20 protein-coding genes, 2 tRNA genes, 1 rRNA gene and 2 pseudogenes are annotated in these 23,408 nt (G+C 38.3%); 12 read left to right on the top strand and 13 right to left on the bottom strand.

Annotated elements, in window-relative coordinates:
* The first annotated feature begins 111 nt into the window (after positions 1-111).
* The 4 genes from BQ4443_RS01905 (at position 112) to BQ4443_RS01890 (ending at position 4,137) form a co-directional block, all read left to right on the top strand.
* The gene (locus tag BQ4443_RS01905) at positions 112-441 is read left to right on the top strand and encodes a rhodanese-like domain-containing protein (RefSeq protein WP_023950076.1); all 330 of its coding nucleotides are present in this window, start codon (positions 112-114) and stop codon (positions 439-441) included.
* 151 nt (positions 442-592) lie between these two features.
* On the top strand, positions 593-1,600 hold the full coding sequence (locus BQ4443_RS01900) for a Fe(3+) ABC transporter substrate-binding protein (protein WP_245586958.1): 1,008 nt from the start codon (positions 593-595) through the stop codon (positions 1,598-1,600).
* A 91-nt stretch (positions 1,601-1,691) separates the two neighbouring features.
* The gene (locus tag BQ4443_RS01895) at positions 1,692-3,335 is read left to right on the top strand and encodes an ABC transporter permease (protein WP_143000526.1); all 1,644 of its coding nucleotides are present in this window, start codon (positions 1,692-1,694) and stop codon (positions 3,333-3,335) included.
* 22 nt (positions 3,336-3,357) lie between these two features.
* Positions 3,358-4,137, top strand: a complete 780-nt coding sequence (locus tag BQ4443_RS01890; RefSeq protein ID WP_071057892.1) for an ABC transporter ATP-binding protein — start codon at positions 3,358-3,360, stop codon at positions 4,135-4,137.
* Between the two features lie 109 nt (positions 4,138-4,246).
* Here BQ4443_RS01890 and BQ4443_RS01885 read toward each other — a convergent pair.
* The 8 genes and pseudogenes from BQ4443_RS01885 to BQ4443_RS01850 all read right to left on the bottom strand — a co-directional run.
* Positions 4,247-4,648: pseudogene (locus tag BQ4443_RS01885) on the bottom strand (aquaporin); the annotation flags it as partial.
* Positions 4,649-5,060: 412 nt separating this feature from the next.
* A tRNA-Val gene (locus BQ4443_RS01880) sits at positions 5,061-5,136 on the bottom strand.
* Between the two features lie 23 nt (positions 5,137-5,159).
* Positions 5,160-5,235: transfer RNA gene (locus BQ4443_RS01875), tRNA-Val, on the bottom strand.
* A 345-nt stretch (positions 5,236-5,580) separates the two neighbouring features.
* Entirely contained in the window at positions 5,581-5,853 is a 273-nt protein-coding gene (locus BQ4443_RS01870) for an HU family DNA-binding protein (protein ID WP_023950080.1), read from the bottom strand.
* A 187-nt stretch (positions 5,854-6,040) separates the two neighbouring features.
* Positions 6,041-7,282 (bottom strand): cystathionine gamma-synthase family protein, encoded by a 1,242-nt coding sequence (locus BQ4443_RS01865; RefSeq protein ID WP_023950081.1) that lies wholly within the window; start codon positions 7,280-7,282, stop codon positions 6,041-6,043.
* Positions 7,283-7,290: 8 nt separating this feature from the next.
* Entirely contained in the window at positions 7,291-8,028 is a 738-nt protein-coding gene (rlmB, locus tag BQ4443_RS01860; protein WP_023950082.1) for a 23S rRNA (guanosine(2251)-2'-O)-methyltransferase RlmB, read from the bottom strand.
* A 247-nt stretch (positions 8,029-8,275) separates the two neighbouring features.
* On the bottom strand, positions 8,276-10,705 hold the full coding sequence (gene rnr / locus BQ4443_RS01855; protein ID WP_083331868.1) for a ribonuclease R: 2,430 nt from the start codon (positions 10,703-10,705) through the stop codon (positions 8,276-8,278).
* A gap of 127 nt (positions 10,706-10,832) precedes the next feature.
* The gene (locus BQ4443_RS01850; protein WP_071057890.1) at positions 10,833-11,600 is read right to left on the bottom strand and encodes a TSUP family transporter; all 768 of its coding nucleotides are present in this window, start codon (positions 11,598-11,600) and stop codon (positions 10,833-10,835) included.
* Positions 11,601-11,710: 110 nt separating this feature from the next.
* Between BQ4443_RS01850 and BQ4443_RS01845 the strand changes: the two genes are divergently transcribed.
* Positions 11,711-12,091, top strand: coding sequence for a SirB2 family protein (locus BQ4443_RS01845; RefSeq protein WP_023950084.1), 381 nt, complete (start codon positions 11,711-11,713; stop codon positions 12,089-12,091).
* A gap of 48 nt (positions 12,092-12,139) precedes the next feature.
* Here the strand turns inward: BQ4443_RS01845 and BQ4443_RS01840 are convergent, their stop codons facing one another.
* Together BQ4443_RS01840 and BQ4443_RS01835 are read right to left on the bottom strand one after the other, a co-directional pair.
* On the bottom strand, positions 12,140-12,586 hold the full coding sequence (locus BQ4443_RS01840) for a GNAT family N-acetyltransferase (RefSeq protein ID WP_071057889.1): 447 nt from the start codon (positions 12,584-12,586) through the stop codon (positions 12,140-12,142).
* Positions 12,547-14,349: an ABC transporter ATP-binding protein/permease gene (locus tag BQ4443_RS01835; RefSeq protein WP_071057888.1), complete on the bottom strand. Its 1,803-nt coding sequence runs from the start codon at positions 14,347-14,349 to the stop codon at positions 12,547-12,549. The genes BQ4443_RS01840 and BQ4443_RS01835 overlap by 40 nt, the downstream gene beginning before the upstream one ends.
* 225 nt (positions 14,350-14,574) lie before the next feature.
* Between BQ4443_RS01835 and BQ4443_RS01830 the strand changes: the two genes are divergently transcribed.
* From BQ4443_RS01830 to BQ4443_RS01800, 7 genes are all read left to right on the top strand, one after another.
* The gene (locus tag BQ4443_RS01830) at positions 14,575-15,366 is read left to right on the top strand and encodes a ferritin-like domain-containing protein (RefSeq protein ID WP_031274278.1); all 792 of its coding nucleotides are present in this window, start codon (positions 14,575-14,577) and stop codon (positions 15,364-15,366) included.
* Entirely contained in the window at positions 15,367-16,623 is a 1,257-nt protein-coding gene (locus BQ4443_RS01825) for a D-amino acid dehydrogenase (protein ID WP_023950086.1), read from the top strand.
* A gap of 385 nt (positions 16,624-17,008) precedes the next feature.
* On the top strand, positions 17,009-17,488 hold the full coding sequence (locus BQ4443_RS01820) for a TM2 domain-containing protein (protein ID WP_023950087.1): 480 nt from the start codon (positions 17,009-17,011) through the stop codon (positions 17,486-17,488).
* A 37-nt stretch (positions 17,489-17,525) separates the two neighbouring features.
* A complete protein-coding gene (locus BQ4443_RS01815; protein ID WP_023950088.1) occupies positions 17,526-17,990 on the top strand; it encodes a T6SS immunity protein Tdi1 domain-containing protein in 465 nt (154 codons plus the stop codon).
* 264 nt (positions 17,991-18,254) lie between these two features.
* Positions 18,255-19,631, top strand: coding sequence for a nucleobase:cation symporter-2 family protein (locus BQ4443_RS01810; protein ID WP_023950089.1), 1,377 nt, complete (start codon positions 18,255-18,257; stop codon positions 19,629-19,631).
* A 218-nt stretch (positions 19,632-19,849) separates the two neighbouring features.
* Positions 19,850-20,128 carry a BrnT family toxin gene (locus BQ4443_RS01805; protein ID WP_023949862.1) on the top strand — a complete coding sequence of 93 codons (279 nt, stop codon included), beginning with the start codon at positions 19,850-19,852 and terminating at the stop codon, positions 20,126-20,128.
* The gene (locus BQ4443_RS01800) at positions 20,115-20,423 is read left to right on the top strand and encodes a BrnA antitoxin family protein (protein WP_023949860.1); all 309 of its coding nucleotides are present in this window, start codon (positions 20,115-20,117) and stop codon (positions 20,421-20,423) included. The genes BQ4443_RS01805 and BQ4443_RS01800 overlap by 14 nt, the downstream gene beginning before the upstream one ends.
* A 539-nt stretch (positions 20,424-20,962) precedes the next feature.
* On the opposite strand, the pseudogene BQ4443_RS01795 reads toward BQ4443_RS01800, so the two are convergent.
* The 3 genes and pseudogenes from BQ4443_RS01795 to rrf form a co-directional block, all read right to left on the bottom strand.
* Positions 20,963-22,495, bottom strand: a pseudogene (locus BQ4443_RS01795) (IS66 family transposase).
* Positions 22,496-22,581: 86 nt separating this feature from the next.
* A complete protein-coding gene (tnpB, locus tag BQ4443_RS01790) occupies positions 22,582-22,974 on the bottom strand; it encodes an IS66 family insertion sequence element accessory protein TnpB (RefSeq protein WP_083331814.1) in 393 nt (130 codons plus the stop codon).
* A gap of 308 nt (positions 22,975-23,282) precedes the next feature.
* Positions 23,283-23,395, bottom strand: a 5S ribosomal RNA gene (gene rrf, locus BQ4443_RS01785).
* Positions 23,396-23,408: the final 13 nt, after the last annotated feature.

The following is a 23,408-nucleotide window of genomic DNA, read 5'->3' as shown; positions in this document are numbered from 1 at the left end:
CAGTTGAGTCAGTTTAGTTTAAAGAAGTGGTTTTCTTAATTTTTTATCATCACATTATCGCTATCAATATTTCCTCATTTATTATTTAGATCCTCCCTCCAAAGCAACAATATGCAAACAGTCTCAACTATCACCGTTCATACCTTAAAAGAATGGCTAATAAGTGAAAAACCTTTTACCTTACTTGATGTACGAACTAATGAAGAAATAGCCTTTAACCATATCCCTGGTGTTAATAAGCATATTCCTATGGATGAAATTCCCATGCGTCACCAGGAGCTTGATGACAACCACCCTATTGTGATTTATTGCCATCATGGTATGCGAAGTATGCAAGTTGGTTTATATTTAAATCATATTGGTTATGACGACATATATAACCTCCAAGGAGGTATTCACGCATGGTCACAGATTATTGATCCAACTATACCTAGCTATTGATCATTTCTGATGCTACCCAGATTTTCCAATACAATTTATTTTTAATCCATCATTAATTTCCACAAAAAATTATTATTGAGTATTATAATGAGAATAATTTTTATTTCTATAAGGATTTTTGATGCGATTAAATACGATTTTAAAATCAATAATGGTTATTTGTTCTTTAAGTTTGACATGTACTACCCTTGCAAACACAAATGAAGTAAACATTTATACCACTAGAGAGCCTGGCTTATTACAACCTCTTCTGGATGAGTTCACAAAAGATACTGGTATCAAAGTAAATACGGTTTTTGTTAAAGATGGATTAGCTGAACGTGTTCAAACGGAAGGCAATAAATCTCCTGCTGATGTGCTCATGATGGTGGATATCGGTAAATTAACAGAACTTTCTGAAAAAGGATTGGCACAGGCCATTGACTCAAAAATATTAACAGAAACTATTCCTGCACAATATCGCGATAGCAAAAATGAGTGGTTCACCCTCTCTCTAAGAGATCGTGTACTATATGTGCATAAAGATTTAAACATAAACTCTTTCACTTATGAGGAATTAGCTGACCCTAAATGGAAAGGTAAAGTATGCATTCGATCTGGCCAACATCCTTACAACACTAGTCTTATTGCAGCGATGATTGCTCATCATGGTGAGGTAAAAACAGAGGAGTGGCTCAAAGGAGTTAAAGCTAATTTAGCACGTAAAGCAACTGGCGGTGACCGTGATGTTGCTAGAGATATTTTAGCTGGTATTTGTGAAATTGGTATTGGTAATGCCTATTATGTAGGCAAAATGAAAACTGCCACAGGTAAAAATGTCGAACAGCGTAAATGGGCAGATGCAATTAAGGTTATTCGTCCTACATTCAATAACGGCCAAAATGCTGGTACTCATGCGAATATCTCAGGCGCTGTTGTTGCAAAACATGCACCAAATAAAGAAAATGCCATTAAATTAATGGAATATTTAGTCGGGGAAAAGGCGCAAAGTGAATATGCAAAAATAAATTTTGAATATCCTGTACGTAAAAATGTTACCCCTGACCCTATTATCGCATCATTAGGCAACTTTATTCCTGATGAATTGCCAATGAGTGAAATATCTCACTATCGTAAAAAGGCCAGTGAATTAGTGGATAAAGTTGGCTTTGACAATTAATTATTTCCCTTTCTTTAAGGACACAACTTGTTATTAGCTATTAAAATAACAGGTTGTGTCTTTATTTTTTAAACTAAAAATGCTCAAAAATATGGGCCGTAAATTATTAAATACATTGAGTCCTCGCAAAGTTCTTTCATATATAGTAGCTCTATGTGTTATTGCTCCTGTTTTATCTTTGCTTACCATTGCACTAACAGGCAATTTGGCACATTGGGACAATCTATTACATTACGTCATTCCTGAAGTTTCGCTCAATACATTACAGCTACTGGTAGGCGTAGCAATCATCGTTAGCCTACTTGGAGCAGGCAGTGCATGGATAACCTCTGCTTATGATTTCCCCTCAAAAAAAATATTACTCTGGGCATTATTACTCCCACTTGCTATTCCGACCTATATTATGGCATTTGCCTATTTAGATTTATTACACCCACTTGGTCCGATTCAAACAACCATCAGAGATATTCTAAATATTTCCTCACCTAGAGAATTTCGTTTACCTGATATACGAGGAATATGGGGTGCTATTTTTATCATGGGTTTAGCACTTTATCCTTACGTATATTTAAGCACTCGTATCATGTTCATTAGTCAACCAATGAATCTGATAGAGGCAGCAAGAACATTAGGATATTCACATAGAGAAGCTTTTTATTACATTATCATTCCCATGGCTCGCCCTGCCCTTGCTGTAGGCATTAGTTTAGCCTTAATGGAAACACTAAATGATATAGGAGCTTCTGAATTTCTTGGTGTACGTACATTAACAGTCGCTATCTATAATGAATGGGTCACCCGATCTAACCTAACAGGTGCTGCACAAATTGCTATTATCATGCTACTCATTGTAAGTTTGTTGTTATATATTGAAAAATATAGCAGACTTCATCATCGTTATGCCAACACTCAAAAACTTAAACCGATTTCACCTCAAAAAATTACTGGTTATAAAGCGGTTATTTTAATGATTCTTTGCTGGATTCCTGTTGTATGTGGCTTTCTATTACCAGTCTTATATTTATTGAGTGAAACCACGAAACGCTGGCAAGGATTTAAGCAATTATCTGCAAATCTATTATCAAGTACATTTAATACCGTCCTGCTTGCTAGCATAGCCACTCTATTTACCGTACTACTTGGTATCTTTATTGTTTGGGTCCAACGAATGAACTCTCGCAATCAACACTACTCGCTGAGCAAAATTAATAGCTTTGGCTATGCTATACCCGGAACAATTTTAGCCATTGGCTTATTAAGTCCATTTGTTATAATGGATAACTTTATTGATTGGATACTAAATATCTTCTTTTACGTACCATCTCAGCTTTATATCATGGGAAGTATCGCAGGTTTAGTCATTGCGTATTGTATTCGTTTTTTAGCCATTTCTATTGGTTCCATAGAGTCTGGCTATGCACGAATTCCTCTATCCCTTGATAATGCAGCATCAACTCTTGGTTATAATTCTTATCAAATTTTTGGATATATTCACCTCCCCTTACTAAAATCGGCTATAGGTGTTTCCTCTCTTCTGGTCTTTGTTGATGCCATGAAAGAATTATCCGCTACTTTACTATTGCGGCCACTTAATTTTGAAACATTATCTACATTACTTTATGCGGAAGCAGCTCGTGGAACATATGAAGATGGAGCTATTGCTGCACTTCTAATTGTAGTTGTAGGCATTTTACCCGTTATTATTCTCGCTAAAACACAACATTCACAGGCTTGATAATTTTTTTATTTTAAAAATCATGAACCCTTTATTAACTCTTGACTCCATCACTTTGGGGCACAAAAAAAATAGTTCTTTTAATACAGTTATTCATAATTTAAGTTTAACTATTGAACCAGGTGAAATTGCTTCTTTTATTGGTGCTTCTGGTTGTGGAAAAACCACCTTACTGAGATCCATCGCAGGATTTGAACCAATTTATGAGGGAAAAATTCTATTGATGGATAAACTATTGTCCACTCCCTCAAACATGCTACCACCTGAACATCGTCATATTGGTATGATGTTTCAAGATTATGCCTTATTTCCACATCTGACCATTGAAAAAAATATTCGTTTTGGTTTACACAAATTTCCGAAAGCGGAGGCGCAAAGAATTACCTATGAAATGCTTGAGTTAATCAACCTTACTCAATATGCTAATGCATACCCTCATCAGTTATCGGGAGGTCAACAGCAACGAGTAGCACTAGCACGAGCTATAGCTCCATCACCTAAACTATTACTGCTAGATGAACCTTTTTCCAATCTAGATATAGATACACGCGAAAAACTCGCATTAGATGTTAAATCTATTCTAAAAGAAAAAAAACTAAGTGCTATCTTGGTCACTCATCACCAAATAGAAGCATTAGTCTTTGCCGATAAGATTGGTATTCTCTCCAATGGACAATTATTGCAATGGTCAACACCAGATCAATTACTTGAGAATCCTAATTCCCTAGAGGTAAAAAACTATATTCGTAAAGATACAATTTACAGTTATCAAGACTTTAAACAACTTCTAAAATCTGCCTAATAAAATATCCCCTCTCTAACCATTCCATAAAAAATGCCTTACTGACAAAATCAGTAAGGCATTTCTTCTATACAATAAAGCTACCTAAAACAAAGGATTAGATAAATTATTACGCATTTTTATTGCATGATACACAACGATATAATAGCGCACCAATAATACCACCAACAATAGGAGCAAGCCAGAACAACCATAATTGTTCAATTGCCCAACTACCTTGGAATAAAGCCACACCAGTACTACGTGCTGGGTTAACCGAAGTGTTAGTCACAGGAATACTAATTAAATGGATAAGTGTTAATCCTAAACCAATGGCAATTGGCGCAAAACCAGCTGGTGCACGTGAATCAGTCGCACCCATAATGATAAATAAGAATACAGCTGTTAAGACCACTTCAATAACAAATGCTGATACTAATGAATAACCACCAGGTGAATGCTCACCAAAACCATTGCTAGCAAAACCTGCTGATGCATCGAAACCTGCTTTACCAGAAGCAATTAAATAAAGAAAACAACAACTTGCTAAATAGCTAAGTTGCAGTGAACTTTACTCCTTTTTGCTTAATATTTAAAGTATTGATAAGCATTATTAACAATTATTTGGATTAATTAACAATTACATCTAAGGCGTTAGCACATTGGCGACACAAACTGATAAGCGTTTAAATTTTATTTCTTATCAAGACACAAATATATTTTGATACAGATAATATCCGTACAAAGCAGTTAGGTATAATCTGCTTAGTTAAGAGTAGGATATCAGTGAAAAATAAAGTAATTGAAAATAGTCTGTCACCAAGACCAACCCACTATAAGCATAGCTTAGACTACTATATTGCCTATTTTTCAACCGATCAAAGACACAAGATACAAAAAAACCTTTTACACAAAAGCGTAAAAGGTTAATTGCTATTTATTGATGGTGGGCGCTACAGGGGTCGAACCTGTGACCTACGCCTTGTAAGGGCGCCGCTCTACCAACTGAGCTAAGCGCCCATCAATAGATGACAAAACATGGATGGTGGGCGCTACAGGGGTCGAACCTGTGACCTACGCCTTGTAAGGGCGCCGCTCTACCAACTGAGCTAAGCGCCCATCTATGTTTCGCTGTAAGAGTTAAATTATACGTATACTATTTATTTGTAGCAAGTTTTTCACTAAAATATTTTAAATAAAAAATATATACGTTGTTAAATTACCACTTAATAATATTAAACTTCACTTTTATGTGACTAGCCAACTAATACATAGGCCTTATACAATTCAATTCCTTAGACATTCCTTTTAATAAGTTAATAGACCTATCCCCTCGTTTTTTATTACTGTACTCTTCGCTAATAAAGTCTAATCTTGAACCATTATCTATATTTTAAGCATAAAAAAGCCTGTATTATCTTTAATACAGGCTTTATAAAGGAAAACTACTACAAGCAAAGAAACTTATTTTACGATATCTTTAAGTGCTTTACCTGGAACAAATTTAGGTACTTTAGCCTTTTTGATTTTAATAACTTCACCAGTACGTGGGTTACGACCATTGCGAGCCTCACGAACAGCAACACGGAAAGTACCGAAGCCAACTAAAGTTACTGTATCACCTTTTTTTAATGCATTTTTGATAGTATCAATCGTAGCATCTAATGCACGAGCAGCAGCTGCTTTAGAAATCTCCGCTTTTCCAGCAATGCTTTCTACTAATTCAGTTTTATTCATCAGAATCCCCTATTCTTAATAATGTTAATGAAATAACTTTACGCTATAAATATCGCCCGAATCACTCTATCTGTCAAGCTTTTCAGAGCAAAAAAATCAAATTATTGTTTTGCACTTAACAATTCTTTATAGAATATAGCACAATTTGTAGGTTTTACCTCACAAGCAATTGATTCTTATCAAGATTTTATACAGTTTTTTGATAGGCTTGTTCTATATCCTCTATTAAGTCTTCTACGTTTTCAATCCCCACAGAAATTCTTAATAAATTATCTGAAATTCCCATGACAGCACGATCTTCAGCACTCATTTCTGCATAAATGGTTGGTGCAACAGGTAAGCAAAGTGTTCGATTATCTCCTAAATGTGTGGCTAAAATAATCACTTGTAAATGGTTTAAAAAAGCCACTAGATCAATATCCTCACGTAAAGAAGCTGCTATAAGTGTTCCATACCCCTTCTGTTGGAATAATTGGTTTGCTAACTCATGTTGAGGATGACTATCTAGCCCCGGATATTTTACCTCGCTAAATAATGGGCTTTGTTGCATATACTGTGCTAGTTTTAGTGCATTCTCATTCATTTTTTGTATACGCAACTCAAATGTTTCCAAACCAATGGCAATACGACTAGCTGCATCTGAGGATAGGCTTGCTCCCATATCCCTTAGTGCTTTTTTCTTAATTTGAATAAGCCCTCTATTAGCCACTGGATAGCTTTTATATATTTCTAAAATATTTGGATAATTATCCCAATTAAACATCCCTGTATCTGTAATAGAACCACCCAGTGCATTAGCATGGCCACAAAGAGCTTTTGATAAAGAATGCATAACTAATGATGCTTTAATATCTTTTCCTCTAAGCAAATAAGGCGTTGCCATAGTTGTATCGACAAAATAAAGAATACCTTTTGACTCACACAAATCACCCATTGCTTTCAAATCACTCACCTGAGTGACTGGATTCGCAATGCTTTCTGTAAATAATAAGCGTGTATTCGACTTAATCGCCGCTTTAACCTCTCCAATATTGGTCGTATCCACCACCGTCATTTCAATCCCTAGGTTTCCTAGCGTATTAAACAAACTCTTGGTATTCCCAAAAATATAATGACTTGCGATAAAGTGATCGCCTGCCTTTAGTAACGTCAGCATGACAGCCGCAATAGCCGCCATACCAGAAGCAAAGCATAAACTTCCTACACCGTCTTCTAAGGCTGTAATTTTTTGTTCTAATGCGCTAACCGTTGGCGTTCCTTGCCTAGAATAGGCATAGCCTGGTGTATTACCAAAAACAGCAATTAAGTCTCTCACGTCTTTAAACGCATATTGTGAAGCAATATGAATGGGCTTGTGAACGGCATTATGTTCAATCGCTTTTTGGCGATCCATATGCACAATCGTTGTGGTTATTCCTTTTTTATCCATTTTTCTTCCTAAGCTAATCGTTGTCTGGCTGTTTCATATAAACAAACAGCACTAGCCACACTAACATTTAAACTTTCTACTGATCCTGCCATTGGGATTCTCACCAACTCATCACATGTCTCCGCCGTTAATCGACGCATACCATCACCCTCGGCACCCATGACCCATGCCATTGAACGTTTAGCATCCACTTGATAAATAGTATGATCGGCTTGATCGGTTGTTCCTACTAGCCATACATCTCTTTCTTTAAGTTGTCGCATAGTACGGGCTAAATTGGTCACCATTAGATAAGGAACAGTATCTGCCGCACCACAAGCCACACGTTGTACAGTAGCATTTAAACCAACCGCTTTATCCTTTGGCGCGATAACCGCATGAACACCAGCAGCATCAGCTGTACGTAAGCAAGCACCTAGGTTATGTGGATCGGTGACAGAATCCAAGATAAGCAATAATACAGGACCTTCAACTACATCTAAAACATCATCAACATTAACAGCCAATTGACGTTGTTCAGCTAATGCTACTACACCTTGATGACGAATGCCTTTTGATAAACCATCTAAACGATGAACATCCACAAAATAAATTTTCACCTGCTGGCGATCAGCTTGTTCAATAAGCGTTTGCATTCGCTTATCTTTACGAGCATTTTCTATATAAATTTCTTTGATTGAATCAGGAGAATGTCTAAGTCTTGCCGTCACTGCATGAAAGCCTGCTAATACTTGGTAAGTAGCCACGTTGAATACCTTACTTTACTTTAAAATAAACGATGTCCTCTCATTATATAGAGTCTAGTAAATAAGGGGCTAAATAGCCCCTTAAACTATTGAAAAATCTTTTTTAGATTTAGACAAACAACTTTTCTACTTAGAACCACAAAAATCAAGTCCTAATGACTAGTATAAAAGCCTACACATCCAATTATCTTTTATCCATAGTCTAAAAAGCTAAATAGCTTCTTAAGCTAAATAAACATATACAAGACTACTTACTGGATGCTTTTTTTCTTGATACTTTTTTGGCTCTTTTTTTGGAACTATTAGTACGATTTAACTTCTCTTCTTGCTTGCTCTCTTTTTTAAGTGCTAAACGACGTTGCGACGCCGTAAGTCCTCTAAGTTCAGCAGGTTTTGCTTTGGCCGCTTTTTTAATTCTACGTTGAGGTTTGCTTTCACCCATTAACTCTTTTTGCACTCCCTCAAAAGTCAAGCCACGCACAGGAATAAACTCTATGCGTCGAGCCTCAAGATCCACTCTTGCTACCTGAATTTGTACAGCATCTCCGAGACGATAACGCTTACCAGTCCTTTCTCCATACAACTCATTAGTTGTTTCTGAGAAAACAAAATAATCCGCCCCCAATTCAGAAATATGGATTAAGCCTTCAACAAAAAGGGTATCTAGCGTAACAAATAAACCAAAGCTAGTCACTCCTGTCACTTTGCCACTAAACACCTCACCAATTTTCTCTCTGATATACCAGCATTTAAGCCATGATTCAACATCTCTAGACGCATCATCAGCACGTCGTTCTGCGGCAGACAATTTAACGCCTAAATAATCCCATACAGCATGCTCATGCTCGGCTATAGGCTCTCCTTTGACTCTTTCGACACCATCAACCTCTGGCATATATTTTTTTTGTTTCAAGATACTCTTGATAACTCTATGCACCAATAAATCAGGATAACGGCGAATAGGTGAGGTAAAGTGTGTATAGGCTTCATAGGCCAAACCAAAGTGCCCTGAGTTATCAGGACTATAAATAGCTTGTTGCATTGACCGTAAAGCCATCGTCTGGACAACTTGATAATCAGGACGTATTCTGGCGCTATCTAATAGTGTGGCATAGTCTTTGCCTTGAGGGTCTGCACCACCACCTAACAACAAACCAAGATTCTTCAGAAAACTACGTAAGCTAGCTAATTTTTCAACGGTAGGTCCTTCATGAACACGGAAAAGACCTTGCCGTTTACTACGAATAATAAAATCGGCTGCACATGTATTAGCTGCCAACATACATTCTTCAATCAATCGATGAGCATTATTTCTAATGAATGGCACAATCTGCTCAATCTTACCCATATCATTACTAATGATCTTTGTTTCTACTGTCTCAAACTCCATTGCTCCTCGTTTTTTACGAGCATCAAATAAGAGATGATAAAGCTCATATAAATCATTAATTTGAGGAACCACATGAGCTAATTGTTTAGCTGATGGGCCTAACGGCTGCTGCAAACTATCCCATACTTGTGTATATGTCGTTCGTGCATGAGAATGAATGACCGCATCATAAAACTGATAAGCTTGAACTTCTCCTGCTTTAGCTCCTGTCGCTGCAATCACCATATCGCATACTAATACAAGCCTATCTACCTCAGGATTTAAAGAGCATAATCCATTAGATAGTGCTTCAGGTAACATAGGAATTACTCGGCGAGGGAAATATACTGATGTACCTCGTTGTAATGCGTCTTCATCTAATGCTGTTTTGGGTTGCACATAATGAGATACATCTGCAATAGCAACTAATAACCGCCAACCTTTTCGTTTGCGTTTTTCTGTTCCTAAATTAACCGCTTCTGCATATACAGCATCATCAAAGTCTCTTGCATCCTCTCCGTCAATAGTAATAAAAGGAATATCTCTTAAATCAATTCTATTTTCAAGATCCGATTCAATAACTTTCTCAGGAAAAGCTTGTACTTGCTTAAGTGTAGCAGCTGAGAAATCAACAGGCACATCGAATTTTCTAACGGCAATTTCTATCTCCATTCCCGGATCATCAATTTCGCCTAAAACCTCTATGACCTTCCCTGTTGGTTGGCTATAACGTGTGGGTTGATTAGTAATTTCAATCACCACTACATTGCCTGGATTCGCTGACATGATATCTGCAGGAGGGATAATAATGTCATGCTTAATCCGTTGATCTTCAGGCACAACTACCCACTGCCCTTGCTCATACAAAATACGTCCAACTAATTTGCTGGTACCACGCTCTAATACTTCAAGAATAGTCCCTTCTAAACGACCCTTATTCTCACCAATAACTTTGACACTTACCTTGTCGCCATGCAATACTTTTAGCATTTCACGATTAGATAGATAGATATCTTCAGTATTATTATCCTCGGGGATTAAAAAGCCAAATCCATCTCTATGACCTTGAACTCGCCCAATCACAACATTATCATTATGTTGATTAATTTTATAGCCTTGTCTAACCGCTATCAATTGACCATCTCTAAGCATCGCTTCTAGGCGTTTCTCTAACCCTCTTACGCCAGTTTCTCTCACTAATTTAAAATGTCTAGACAAAGCATCCAAGCCTATTTGTTTTTGATGCTCTCGCATAAAGGCAAGAATATCCTCACGACTAGGCACATCAGCATCAAACTGATTACCCATTTCTAAAGAAACAGTTGTAGGATGTGTTACCAAGAGATACTCCTTATTTATAAATAGTTCCTATGGCATAACCATATATGAACTATTTTACTTATTGATGACGGACATGACTGATTTACATATTATCTTAGAGCCAAAATTTTGAGTACATATAACGAGCAACCATTAAAAAACACATGATTACGACAAGCGGGCGAATTAATTTGGAACCATTTTTAATCACCATCAATGAGCCAAGATATGCCCCTAAAATCTGCCCACAAATCATCACAGCACCAACTAGCCAGACGACTTTGCCACTAAATACAAACACTAATACAGCCGCAATATTACTTGCAAAATTAAATACCTTGGCATTACCTGTTGCTGTCACAATTTGCTGTCCGCGTAAAGCGATATTAGATAAGGAAAAAAAAGAGCCTGTTCCCGGACCAAAAATACCGTCATAAAAACCAATACCCGGTACCACAGTGGTATTAAATAATTTTTCTTCCATGCGTGGTTTTTTCTCTATTTCACCCACACTTGGCACTAATAAAAAATAAAGCCCAATCATAATCAATACGATAGGAATTAGAATATCCAATACCGATACATTAATAAAATGCACACAGATTGTTCCTATAGTGGCGCCAATAAAAGACATTAGGGCAGCAAACCAAATTTTATCTAACTTTACGACCCCTTTTCTAATCATCGTCATTGAGGCTGTAAATGAACCCGCCATTCCCTGAACTTTATTAGTTGCAAGAGCATTAATTGGAGGTAAGCCTGATAGAAGTAATACTGGAATGCCAATTAATCCCCCTCCTCCAGCGATTGAATCAATAAAACCTGCCAAACAAGCTGCTGCAAAAAACAGCAATAACATATCCCAAGAAAAGCTGAAATCCATTATAAAGACCTAGAAAGTGTAAAGCTATTAAACGAAATTTAAAATAATACGCTAATATTTAGTTTTAGTAAGTTTGTTTACACAAAACATTTAATTTAGGACAAAAACAAATGGCTGAACACTACCTAACCATCAAAATGATACATATGAGCTGTGCCTATACCAGTGTCATATTGTTATTAATCAGAATATTTTTTTCTGTTTCTAACCCAGCCATTCTTCAACAGGCATGGGCAAAATACCTTCCTCATATCATTGATACTGTGCTTTTGACCTGCGCCATTCTCATGGTAATGGTTATTGGCCCTAATCATCCTTTTATTTTGGTCAAAATTATCATGCTATGTTTATACATTTTGTGTGGCTATATTACACTGAAAAAAGTACATTCACTTAGTGGAAAATTGATTGGAACAAGCTTTGTTTTACTGATTTTCTTCTTTATTGTCGGTGTCGCCAAATATAAAAGCCCACTCTCTTGGTGGGCATAAAGTAAATTCCCCCATGAATATTAGTAACTCATGGGGGATAGTACGAGACTAAAAGACTAATCGCATGAGTCGGTGCTCTATACCAGCATCCAAATAAATATCACCCTCTGCATGAAACCCATACTTTTCATAAAAACCAATCGCATGGGTTTGTGCTGATAAAACGACTTCCTTATATCCTTGAGTTCTAGCGGTATCAATCAGGTGTGCTAAAACAATTCCACCGATACCTGTCCCACGAGCCATCTTTCGAACAGCCATTCGACCAATATGTCCATCAGGTAACAAGCGTCCTGTTGCCACAGGGACGTGTTGCTCATTGTACACCATGGCATGGTAGGATAATTTATCCATTTCATCGAGCTCTTCTTCAGGTGGTACCTGCTGCTCTTGAACAAATACTTCAAAACGAATCAATGATGCATCGGCAGCCAGATCATTCCAATCCCCTGCTTTTAATGTGTAGCCTGGTTGTTCATTAATTTGTATTCCCATGCCCCTTCTCCTGTCAAGGTTAATAAGTGAGTGTGGTGAACATGTAAGGTACTTCTATGCCCCACACTAACTAATTTTAATGTTGGAAAATTTGTGCGCAATAAATGATACATTGCATATTCTAATCCCTCATCCATTGCCGAGGTTGCTTCATCCATAAAAACAACTTTAGGTTGAATCAATAGAATTCTGGCAAACGCCACACGCTGCTGCTCTCCTAACGATAAGGTATGAGACCAATTATGCTCCTCATCCAGACGTTTTGATAGATGAGGTAAGGCAACCTTTTGTAATACCTCTAGTGCTTTCTCATGAGCATTTTCAGGGACTGGATTTGGATAATATAAGGTATCAATTAGGCTACCTTCAGGTAAATAAGGTTTTTGTGATAAAAACAGCACCCCATCAGAAGGACGAATTACGCTACCCTTACAATATGGCCACACCCCGGCAATAGTACGCAAGATAGTTGTTTTCCCAGATCCTGACGGTCCTTGAATTAACAAGGCATCACCGTCATTCACTTCAATCGATAAATCTTGTACAAGTACTCTTTCTAAAGGCGTATAAATAGACACATTTTCTAATGCCACTCTTTCACCTTGTTGCTGTACATTTGGTGTAGGCAACTGATCTGCACTATCAATATTATGATGAAACCCTGTTAAACGATCTAGCACAGCCTTATATTGCGCAAAGCTATCATACGCCGTACGGAAGAAAGATAAATTCTCAGATAAATTACCAAAAGCTTGTGCCGTTTGAACCATCCCCCCTAAGTCTAATTTACCCGCAAAAAAACGTGGGGCTTGAATAATAAACGGGAAAATAACAGCTGTCTGAGAGATAAAAAAGTTAAATCCTTGAAATTTTAAGCTTCTATGTACAATCGCCCAAACATTCTCAATCACTTCAGCAAACCGTTGACGTAATTTACTTCCCTCAATTTTTTCACCAGCGTAAAATGCAATACTCTCCGCATATTCACGCACACGGATAAGTGAATAACGATAGTTCGCATTTAGTCGCTCATCTAAGAAATTCAAACGAATCAAAGGACGACCAATTTTAAACGCTAAAACAGTAGCCACAATGATGTAAATAAATAAAGCAAATACCATTCCTCGAGGAATGGTTACCCCAAGAATCTGCATCTCGTCAGATAGCCCCCACAAGATAATGGTAAAAGCAACAGCAGATACCATAGAGGAAATAACACCTAACGTAAGATCTAACGATAAGGTCACAAAACTTACCACATCTTGTTGGATTCGTTGATCAGGGTTATCAATAGGCGTATCTAAATAGTAAGAACGATAATAGCTTTTTTTGTCCATCCACCGTGAAAGCATTTCTTCATTTAAGGTTTCTCGCCACTTGATGGTGAATCGTTGTTGTAAATAATAAGATAATAAGGCCCTGACAATATGAATAGCGGCTAGAACTGAGAACACAATCATTTGAATCCAAAAAGTATTCTCATCCAACTTTTGCAATGCCGTGTACATCGTGTTATACCAATTGGAAAACAGCACACTAATACGTACACCAAACAAACTTAATAATAAGATTATGGCAAAAGTAATTATCGTTAATGGCTTTTCTTTAGGATTGAAATAATGACCTGCCAAAAACCAAAACTGGGAAGCCCAGCGGGTTGTCTTGATCAGAATAAAACCAACTACCACTAATAAGACAGTAGAAATTAAAAAGGCTTTGCCTACCCAGAAAAAACTCGACGATAATTCTTGAGACCAATCCATTCTTTGCTCAGTTAAAAAAACAAAGCACTATTATAGTAGGAATAGTTCCCAGAAAAATAGATAATGGGAAAGTTTTATCATAGAATATTATTTCACTATTTTTCCTATGCTGTTTTTCTAAACTATTCAATCTTCATCAATCCCCAACAAAAACAGTAAAAGAGCCTGATTTTATACCTAATTTTTTGTACAATAGCTATTTAGAATCTATTTCTCAATTAAGGTATGAATATAAGAGAGCAAGTGCTGTATGCCCTTGAACAAACTGATATCAATCAAAAAATCAACACTGTTAATACAATTAATGTTAGTCAACAAGTACTTGATACATCACAAATCCTTATTCCATCTCGCCCTCTTCCAGGACGTCCTATCAAACCAGAACTCGTAGATCCCAAAACAGTCAATTTTCGCTCAGTCGGTTCACAACAAGGGCGAGCATCTTTACTCCATGCTATTGCTCACATCGAATTTAATGCGATTAATTTAGCGCTAGATATTATTTGGCGTTTTCCTAATATGCCAGAACAATTTTATCTGGATTGGTTACGAGTAGCCAAAGAGGAATGTTACCACTTTGGTCTCATTCGCGAGCATTTACAATCAATTGGCTTTGACTATGGTGATTTTAGTGCACATAATGGGCTATGGGATATGTCTGAAAAAACGTCTAATGACTTATTAGCTCGTCTCGGGTTGGTTCCTAGGACATTAGAAGCTCGAGGTCTTGATGTTAATCCCGGGATGCAAGAAAAATTTAAACAAATTGGCGATACTAAAGCTGTTGAAATATTAGAAATTATTCTACGAGATGAAATTGGTCATGTAGAAATTGGCAATCGCTGGTATCAATATATGTGTAATTTACATCAACTTGATCCTATTGATTGTTATGCAAATTTATTAATACAATATGGCACTAATAAGCCCAAAGGCCCTTTTAATATAAGAGATCGGAAAAAAGCTGGTTTTACACAAGCAGAAATTGATTGGTTACAAAGTAAAGAAGGTATTTAAATGAAAGCTGTTATTCTTGGTGCAGGTATTATTGGTTTAAGTACAGCCAATGCTCTTGTTAAACGAGGCTATGAAGTAACGATTATTGAACAAAATAGTGAAGTGGGTCATGGTACAACCTTTGCCAATGGGGCACAACTTTCGTATAGTTATGTCGCCCCTCTAGCAGGCCCTGGTGTTATGGGTAAAGTACCGAAATGGCTTCTTGATCCCAACTCTCCTTTACGTTTTAAGCCTAGTCTAGATCCAGCCATGGTTTGTTGGAATCTAAAATTTCTTAAAGCCTGTAATTCCACAACAAGTGCGAAAACAACCCAAGAATTATTAAAATTGGCTTATTTAAGTAGAGATTGCTACCACAAGCTTTTTGCTGAAGATACCTTTAGTGGGATAGACTACAGTTGTACAGGTAAATTAGTCGTCCATCGTTCAGAAGAATCTATGCAAAGTGCGGTATGTCAATTAGATGTACAGGCTAAATTAGGTGGACAGCCTCAACAAGCATTATCACGCCAACAATGTATTGAAAAAGAGCCTGCTTTAGCACCTATAGCCGACCAACTCGTTGGTGGTATTTTTACCGAAAGTGAAGAGGCAGCGGATGCCTATAAAGTATCATTAGCCTTTAAAGAATACTTGTTAAGCCAAGGGGTGAAGATTTTATTCAACCATAAAGTAAAGCAACTTGAAAAGATTAATGCATCACAAGTACAAATACGTTTACAAGATGGTAACTCCATCACTGCAGACAAAATCATTGTGTGCTTAGGTGTTGAAAGTACATCCCTACTACGCCAGATTGATGTATCTGTTCCTGTTGCACCACTTAAAGGCTACAGTTTAACCTTACCTATTGAAAATGATCAGATGGCGCCCAAAGTCAGCATTACTGATTTTGAGCGTAAGGTTGTTTATGCACGTCTAGGTAATCGTCTACGTTTGGCAGGCATGGCTGATTTGGTTGGTTTAGATTATAAAATTGATCCTGTACGTATCAAAGCATTAATTAATGAAGCCAAAGCCGTATTTGCTGCTGCAGGTGATTATGATAAAGCAACTCAATGGGCTGGTTTACGCCCAGCAACACCATTAGGCAAACCAATTATTGATACAACACCTTTTAATAATTTATTTATTAATGTGGGACATGGTGCATTAGGTTTTACGCTTGCGACAGGATCAGCAGAAATATTAGCTGAATTGGTTGATGGAAAATCACACCCATTACAAGCATTATTTAGCTTATCTGCATCTTAATCCATTATCCAAAGTATCCTTAGTCTTACAAGCTACCTAACCGTTACTAGATTACAACTGTTAGGTAGTAACGTTAACACGCTGTCTAGTTAATTTGTTTAAAGCGGATATCTCAGTATAAGCCTATCCCTTAACTTTGTTCACCTGTTGATGTTCAGCTTTTCACTAATAATGAAAACCAGCCCCCAAAACACAATACTCTCAATAACCTAACAATTACTAAGCTGTAACGATTAACTGTTAACTTTTAATAATTCCCTCTTGTTTTTTTACACTAAACCGTTACATTATTAGCAATAGTTGGCTTTTATGCATTGTCTATTAGATATCGTTCTTTATAAGTCAATATTGGAACTATTTTTTCATTTTTGAGGGATTTTTTATTATGCAAAAAATCTTTATACCTATTGTTATTTTTATCGCTGTTCTTCTTGCATTGATGTTTGGTGAAGGGGTTTTAGCGAGTCTACTTCAATTTCTTGAAGAATGGACAGTGATTATTTTTGCCCATTGGAGAGAATACTATCAAACTATCATAGGATTTATCCAAGAGAACCCTTACAAAATTATCTTGGCATTAATCATTACTATTTTTGCCTCAATTTGGGTACTTAAAAATCACTCTGACGACCTTAATAAACCAGGTAATAATCGCAAAATGGCAATTATATTAGCGATTTTCTTAGGTTGGATAGGTGGTCATCGTTTTTATATGCAACAATACGGTCTAGGGATTTTGTATATTATTGGCTCTATCATTTACTCCCCCTTAGTAATACTTATTAGTTTTATTGATGCTATTCGTTATTTCTTTAGTACAGACGAAGAATTTAATGCGAAGCACAGTAGAGCTTTAGTGAGATAAGCTTTTCAAAAATTTTAAACTATTTAAGAAAACCTACATGGAAATTCAAAATTTAACTATTCCTACTGATCATCTCAATGCCAAAGATTTATTAAAGGAATGGGCATGGTTATTTGAGCCTAGACTAGAAATCGTCATGATAACCAAACTTGGCGATGCTTTTTTAATTGAGCCTCAAAGTGGCGAGATTTTCTTTTTAGATACCTTAGATGGTGAACTTGAATCCATCGCAGATTCAATTGAAAATTTCCGTCAACTATTAAACGATAAAGATTTTGTCATTGATTATTTTTCGCTCGAATTATTAGCACCTGTTATTCATTTGACTATGCCAGAAAATACCGTGTATAGTTTTAAAGAACCACCTGTACTTGGTGGGGAATTAAGTAGCCATAATTTAGAGTTGTTTGATGTACAAGTTCATTTTGATGATATGGGCAAACTTTGGGGAGAAATTGACTCTATTGATTTAGACGAAGTCAAAAATCAAAACAATGCTTAAGTCCTCATTCAGTGCCACTTTAGTTGTTTAAACGTAAAAATGTGATAGTGGTGGATATCATATTTTTTCAGGTGTGAGTTTTCATAATTATGATAATCAATCAATTCTTGGGGTTTCATACACCGTAAGCCCACACATCAATTTAAAAAGAGTTGCTAATAAGCCGTTTTTATTTTATAAAGGCAAAAGTTTCCATTTAAAGATTTACCATAAGTATCAATCCACGTTAAAATATAGTGCATTATTTTTTTTGGACATCTAATAATGCATCCCTCTCAAAGACCAAATAACGATTTAGTTTATCAAATCGAAGATAATCCCCCTTTCTTTAATGCATTGCTAAGTGCAATGACTCACCTCCTAGCCATTTTTGTTCCTATGGTAACACCCGCCTTAATTGTAGGTGGTGCCCTAGGGCTTTCGACAGAAATCACGGCCTATCTTGTTTCTATGGCGATGGTTGCCTCTGGTGTCGGCACTTTTTTACAAGTTAATCGTTTTGGTATGATTGGTTCTGGTATGCTCTCTATCCAATCCGTTAACTTCTCTTTTGTCACCGTCATGATTACCCTTGGTTTGGGGATGAAAAATCAGGGTTTAACAGAAGACACTGTTATCTCTACCCTACTCGGCGTCTCTTTTGTGGGGGCTTTCCTAGTCGTTGGCGCAGCTTGGCTATTACCCTATCTGAAAAGAGTTATCACACCAACAGTATCTGGTGTAGTTGTGATGATGATTGGTTTAAGCCTTATCCATGTCGGTATCACTGATTTTGGAGGAGGCTTTGCAGCTAAAACTAACGGTAGCTTTGGATCGTGGCAAAACCTAGGGCTAGCCAGCTTGGTATTATTAATTGTTTTAGTATTTAACTGTTTTAAAAATCCATTCTGGCGTATGGGTGGTATTGCTATCGGCCTCATCGTTGGTTATATCGTGGCATTGTTTATGGGTATAGTAGATTTCAGTGCTTTACAGAATTTACCATTAATTACTATCCCTATTCCTTTTAAATACGGTTTTAACTTTGATTGGCATGCTTTTTTATTAGCAGGTACAATTTTCTTATTAAGTGTATTTGAAGCTGTAGGTGACTTAACCGCTACCGCAATGGTCTCAAATAAACCTATCGAAGGTGAAGAATATACAGCTCGCTTACGTGGTGGTGTAATGGCAGATGGTCTCGTCTCTGTTATTGCCACGGCATTGGGGTCATTACCCTTGACAACATTTGCACAAAACAATGGTGTTATTCAAATGACTGGCGTTGCTTCACGTCATGTAGGTAAATATATTGCTGCTATCCTCGTTATTTTAGGTCTATTCCCTATTATTGGACGCTTATTTACGACTATCCCTAGCCCTGTTCTGGGTGGCGCAATGGTACTCATGTTTGGTCTTATTGCCATTGCTGGTGTACGTATTATTATGACTCATGGCATAAATCGTCGAGAGGCTATTATTTGTGCCACATCAGTAGGATTAGGCTTAGGTGTTGCTTTTGAACCAACCGTATTTGAAAAGCTACCTATCTTATTCCAAAACCCAATTTGTATGGGGGGTATTGCTGCCGTAGTACTTAACCTTATCCTGCCAGAGGATAGTCAAAAGAAAGTTTTTTTGGATAATGATTTAGAGCATTAATTGAGAAAAGGCATTTAATACTACTTGTTTAATTATTCACTGTAAAATATTAAACGATAAAACATATTAAATGCCTTGATTATTTCCAGTAAATTTTAAGCTTCCTCCTAGGATACTTTCATCCTACCCCTATATGCTCATCATTCTCTTCTCGCTAAGATAGTAATTCACCATTGACGAATTTATTTTTTATAACTACAATAATTAAGATAGTCATCATGATTACACTTGACGAGATAGAATATGACCATCAAAAAAACATCCAAAATTTTGAAAAGCACGGTATTTATCTAACAGAAGCAGTGAACTTTGATTGGGAAACTGCACTTTGTTGGCCAGATAAACGTATGGACTATTTTGAAATTCGACACCTATGTATCGGATATATACGAGAACGTCTCTATGTCATTATCTATACACATCGTGCAAATAAGTTTCGAGTTATTAGTTTACGAAAAGCCAATAAACGTGAGGAAAAAAAATATGCCACCACTTAAACCTAATCATATTAGTCCAACCGACGAAGAAGACGCTGCCATTACTGCTGCAGCGATGGCTGACCCTGACACATTCCACCCCACAGAGGAAAACCTCGCTCGTTTAAGCCAAATAAAGCCTTATCGTATTCGAGTCCGTGGTCGTCCTATCGGATCAGGACAAAAGCAACAACTCACAGTCCGCTTTGACACGGATGTGGTTACTGCTTTTCGTACGCTAGGAAAGGGTTGGCAAACAAAAATGAACAATGCATTAAAAGACTGGTTATTGCACAATGACCCATCAAAGCTTTAAAAAGAAGATTTCTCTGGATATACCTCTTCTCCCAACTTCAACATCAAACGATTAGCCCAACCAATTATCTTCTAACCCTAAGTTTTTTAGTTCCTGAATTTTCGTGCTTCGCTAAATGAGGATGGACTTTCTATCAATTCGGTGACTAATCGAATGATAGCTTTATCTCACTCGCTATCACTTGCCATTGCTGGATTATCATAGATATACTCACTAATTTCATTGCACCTTGCTAATTGCTCAAATCGTTGAGCATACACTGAGACACAATAAATACAACCATTAATACCGTGAGGCAATCAAGGCACACCTAATTTCTACTATCAGCACGTATTAAACCAATGAGGCATAACATAAAATTGTCTTATAGGTAGTGGAGCGATGCGTTAGAATCGCTGGCTCATAAACAAGTCACCATACACCACGCAAGATGGTTATATGGGGGCGATATGAGGATGAGTTTAAAGTAAGCGTCCGGTGAACTCCGATTGACTTCCGTTTTTAAACGTTCAATGCCCCGATTTTGTCGGGGCATTGTGTTAATTCTTGGTGTCGTTTGGCGCTTGCCAACGATGAGGCAGAAGCTCAGCAATGTCCTTCGCTTTCTGTGTCGGCAATCGTTCCAACACATCCTTAAGGTAAGCATAAGGGTCATGGCCATTGAGCTTAGCCGATTGAATTAACGACATCACCGCAGCCGCACGTCGACCCGCTTTCTCTGAACCTACAAAGAGCCAATTCTTGCGACAGAATTGTGCAAACAATTCCTTTAGCCTTTAAGCNGCGATCGCCGAGTTCGGCGGCACCAGCTCAAACTGACTACGCAACCACCTTTCTAATTGCTTAAGTGCCGGCTCCATGTGGCGTTGTCGATGGGCTAATCGCTCCGGTGGACTTAAGTTCCTGGCCTCGGCCTCGTAGTGATAAAGTCGTTGGATTTGTTGTAAGGCCTGTTCAGCCACTGAGCTGCCGTTGGCTTGGTAAATATCGTGGAATTTGCGACGCGCATGCGCCCAACATCCCCCCTCAATCACTTGCTCATCGGCAAAGAGGGCTTTATAACCGGCGTAATCATCACACATCAGACTACCGCGCCAATCGCCTAAGAATTCGCGGGCATGAGCGCCTGAGCGACCTGGCTTAAAGTCATAAATCACCGCTTTCATCTGCTCATAAGCACCCGGGGCATAGACCCAGAAATAACCACGTTGCGTTTTGCCCTTTTTATGGTGCATGTAAGTGATGGGGGTCTCATCGGCATGCAATACCGAATGCGAGAGCACCTCTTGGCGTAAAGCATCAACGAGCGGTTGTAACTGTGCGCCACAGGTGCCTACCCAATCCGCCAGCGTAGAACGGGCAATGCGTACACCGCTGCGCTCAAAGATGGCTTCTTGACGGTGCAACGGCAGATGGTCAGCATACTTCATGATCAGTACTGTCGCCAGCAGTCCGGTCGTTGCCAACCCCTTATCAATGATGTGAGGAGGTACCGGCGCTTGATTGAGGGTCTTGCAACAATCACACACGTATTTCGGACGAATGTGATTCTCCACGCTAAAAGTACCGGGCACATAATCCAGTTTCTGACTCACCTCATCCCCAAGATGACGCATCTCAGCACCACAACCACAGGTCGTGCTTTCCAACGTATAATGAATATCCACCGAGGGCAATTCCGCCGGCAAACGCATACGAGACGGTGTGCGAGGTGTGTGCTCTTGACCACTCATGGACGTTAATTGCTGACCGATGTTGTCTAACATCGTTTCTAGCTCAGCCAAATCCTCATGGGCGTCATCTTCAAAAAGTTTCGCTTGTAGGTCAGGGAGCTGTTCGCTACGTTTAGCAAAGTTGATGCGTCTTAAGATCGCCAACTCCATCTTCACTTGTTCGTAAGCGCTCAGAACACGACGATAGGCCAGATCCTTTTCTTCCACCTGTGCTGCTTTTTTTACAATCAATGCGTCTTGTTGAGCAATTAAGGCTTGTTGTTGCAGCACGAGTTCGCGCAACTGCTCAGCAGTTAACTGGGATAAATCAGAGGAAAGAAAAGCAAAAGAATTCGGCATAAGACGTAGTATGCCTTATGCCGATAAAATAAGCGATACCGAGAATACCTAATTGACAAGATCGCCCCACTTAGCTCACGATCAAACTAACAATAACGATAGATACCGGCTTCACCTAAACGATGCCAAGGCAGCCCCAAGGCTAAGGCCTGCAGTTGTTCTGCCGACAGTGCCGGATTCATCCGTGAGCCTGCACCGTGAAAGCGTCCTTCATGTAGTCGACGAACACATAGCCACGACCCCATCGCATCGTGCATGAGTAATTTAAGAAGCGTGTGCGTGCGATTCATAAACACATAGGCTTCGTGAGGTGCCACCTGACCAAAGCGCTGAATTGCCTTAGTGCGCAAGGTATCCATCCCCGCTCGTAAATCTGTCGCCTCACTCACCAGGATGATTTTATCTAGTGCCAGTAGGCTAGACGCTTGCTCTTGAATTCCCACTCGTTGGGCGGTCTCGATACGCATTAAAGACGGCATTGATTTCTCCTAACATACACAAAACCATAGTGTCGCGCAATTTAGCAGGAATGAATACATGTGTTCACCGGACGCTTACGACGCTTGCTCTTGAATTCCCACTCGTTGGGCGGTCTCGATACGCATTAAAGACGGCATTGATTTCTCCTAACATACACAAAACCTTAGTGTCGCGCAATTTAGCAGGAATGAATACATGTGTTCACCGGACGCTTACAGTTTAAAACATGGAGGGGGAGCTAGTTTATGGTGTCGGTAGACGTAAAAAACCCTCTAGAGGGAGGTCTAGAGGGTTTAGCGAATAAGAAGCTTGACGATGCCCTACTTTCACAGGTGTCCACCCACTATCATCGGCGCAAAGGTGTTTCACTGTCCTGTTCGGGATGGGAAGGAGTGGGACCACCTTGCTATGGTCGTCAAGCGTAAAACGGTTA

Origin of the sequence: Pelistega sp. MC2 (assembly GCF_900099475.1) — a bacterium.
Classification (GTDB): Bacteria; Pseudomonadota; Gammaproteobacteria; order Burkholderiales; family Burkholderiaceae_B; genus Taylorella; species Taylorella indica.
This window is presented reverse-complemented; position numbering and strand designations above follow the sequence as displayed.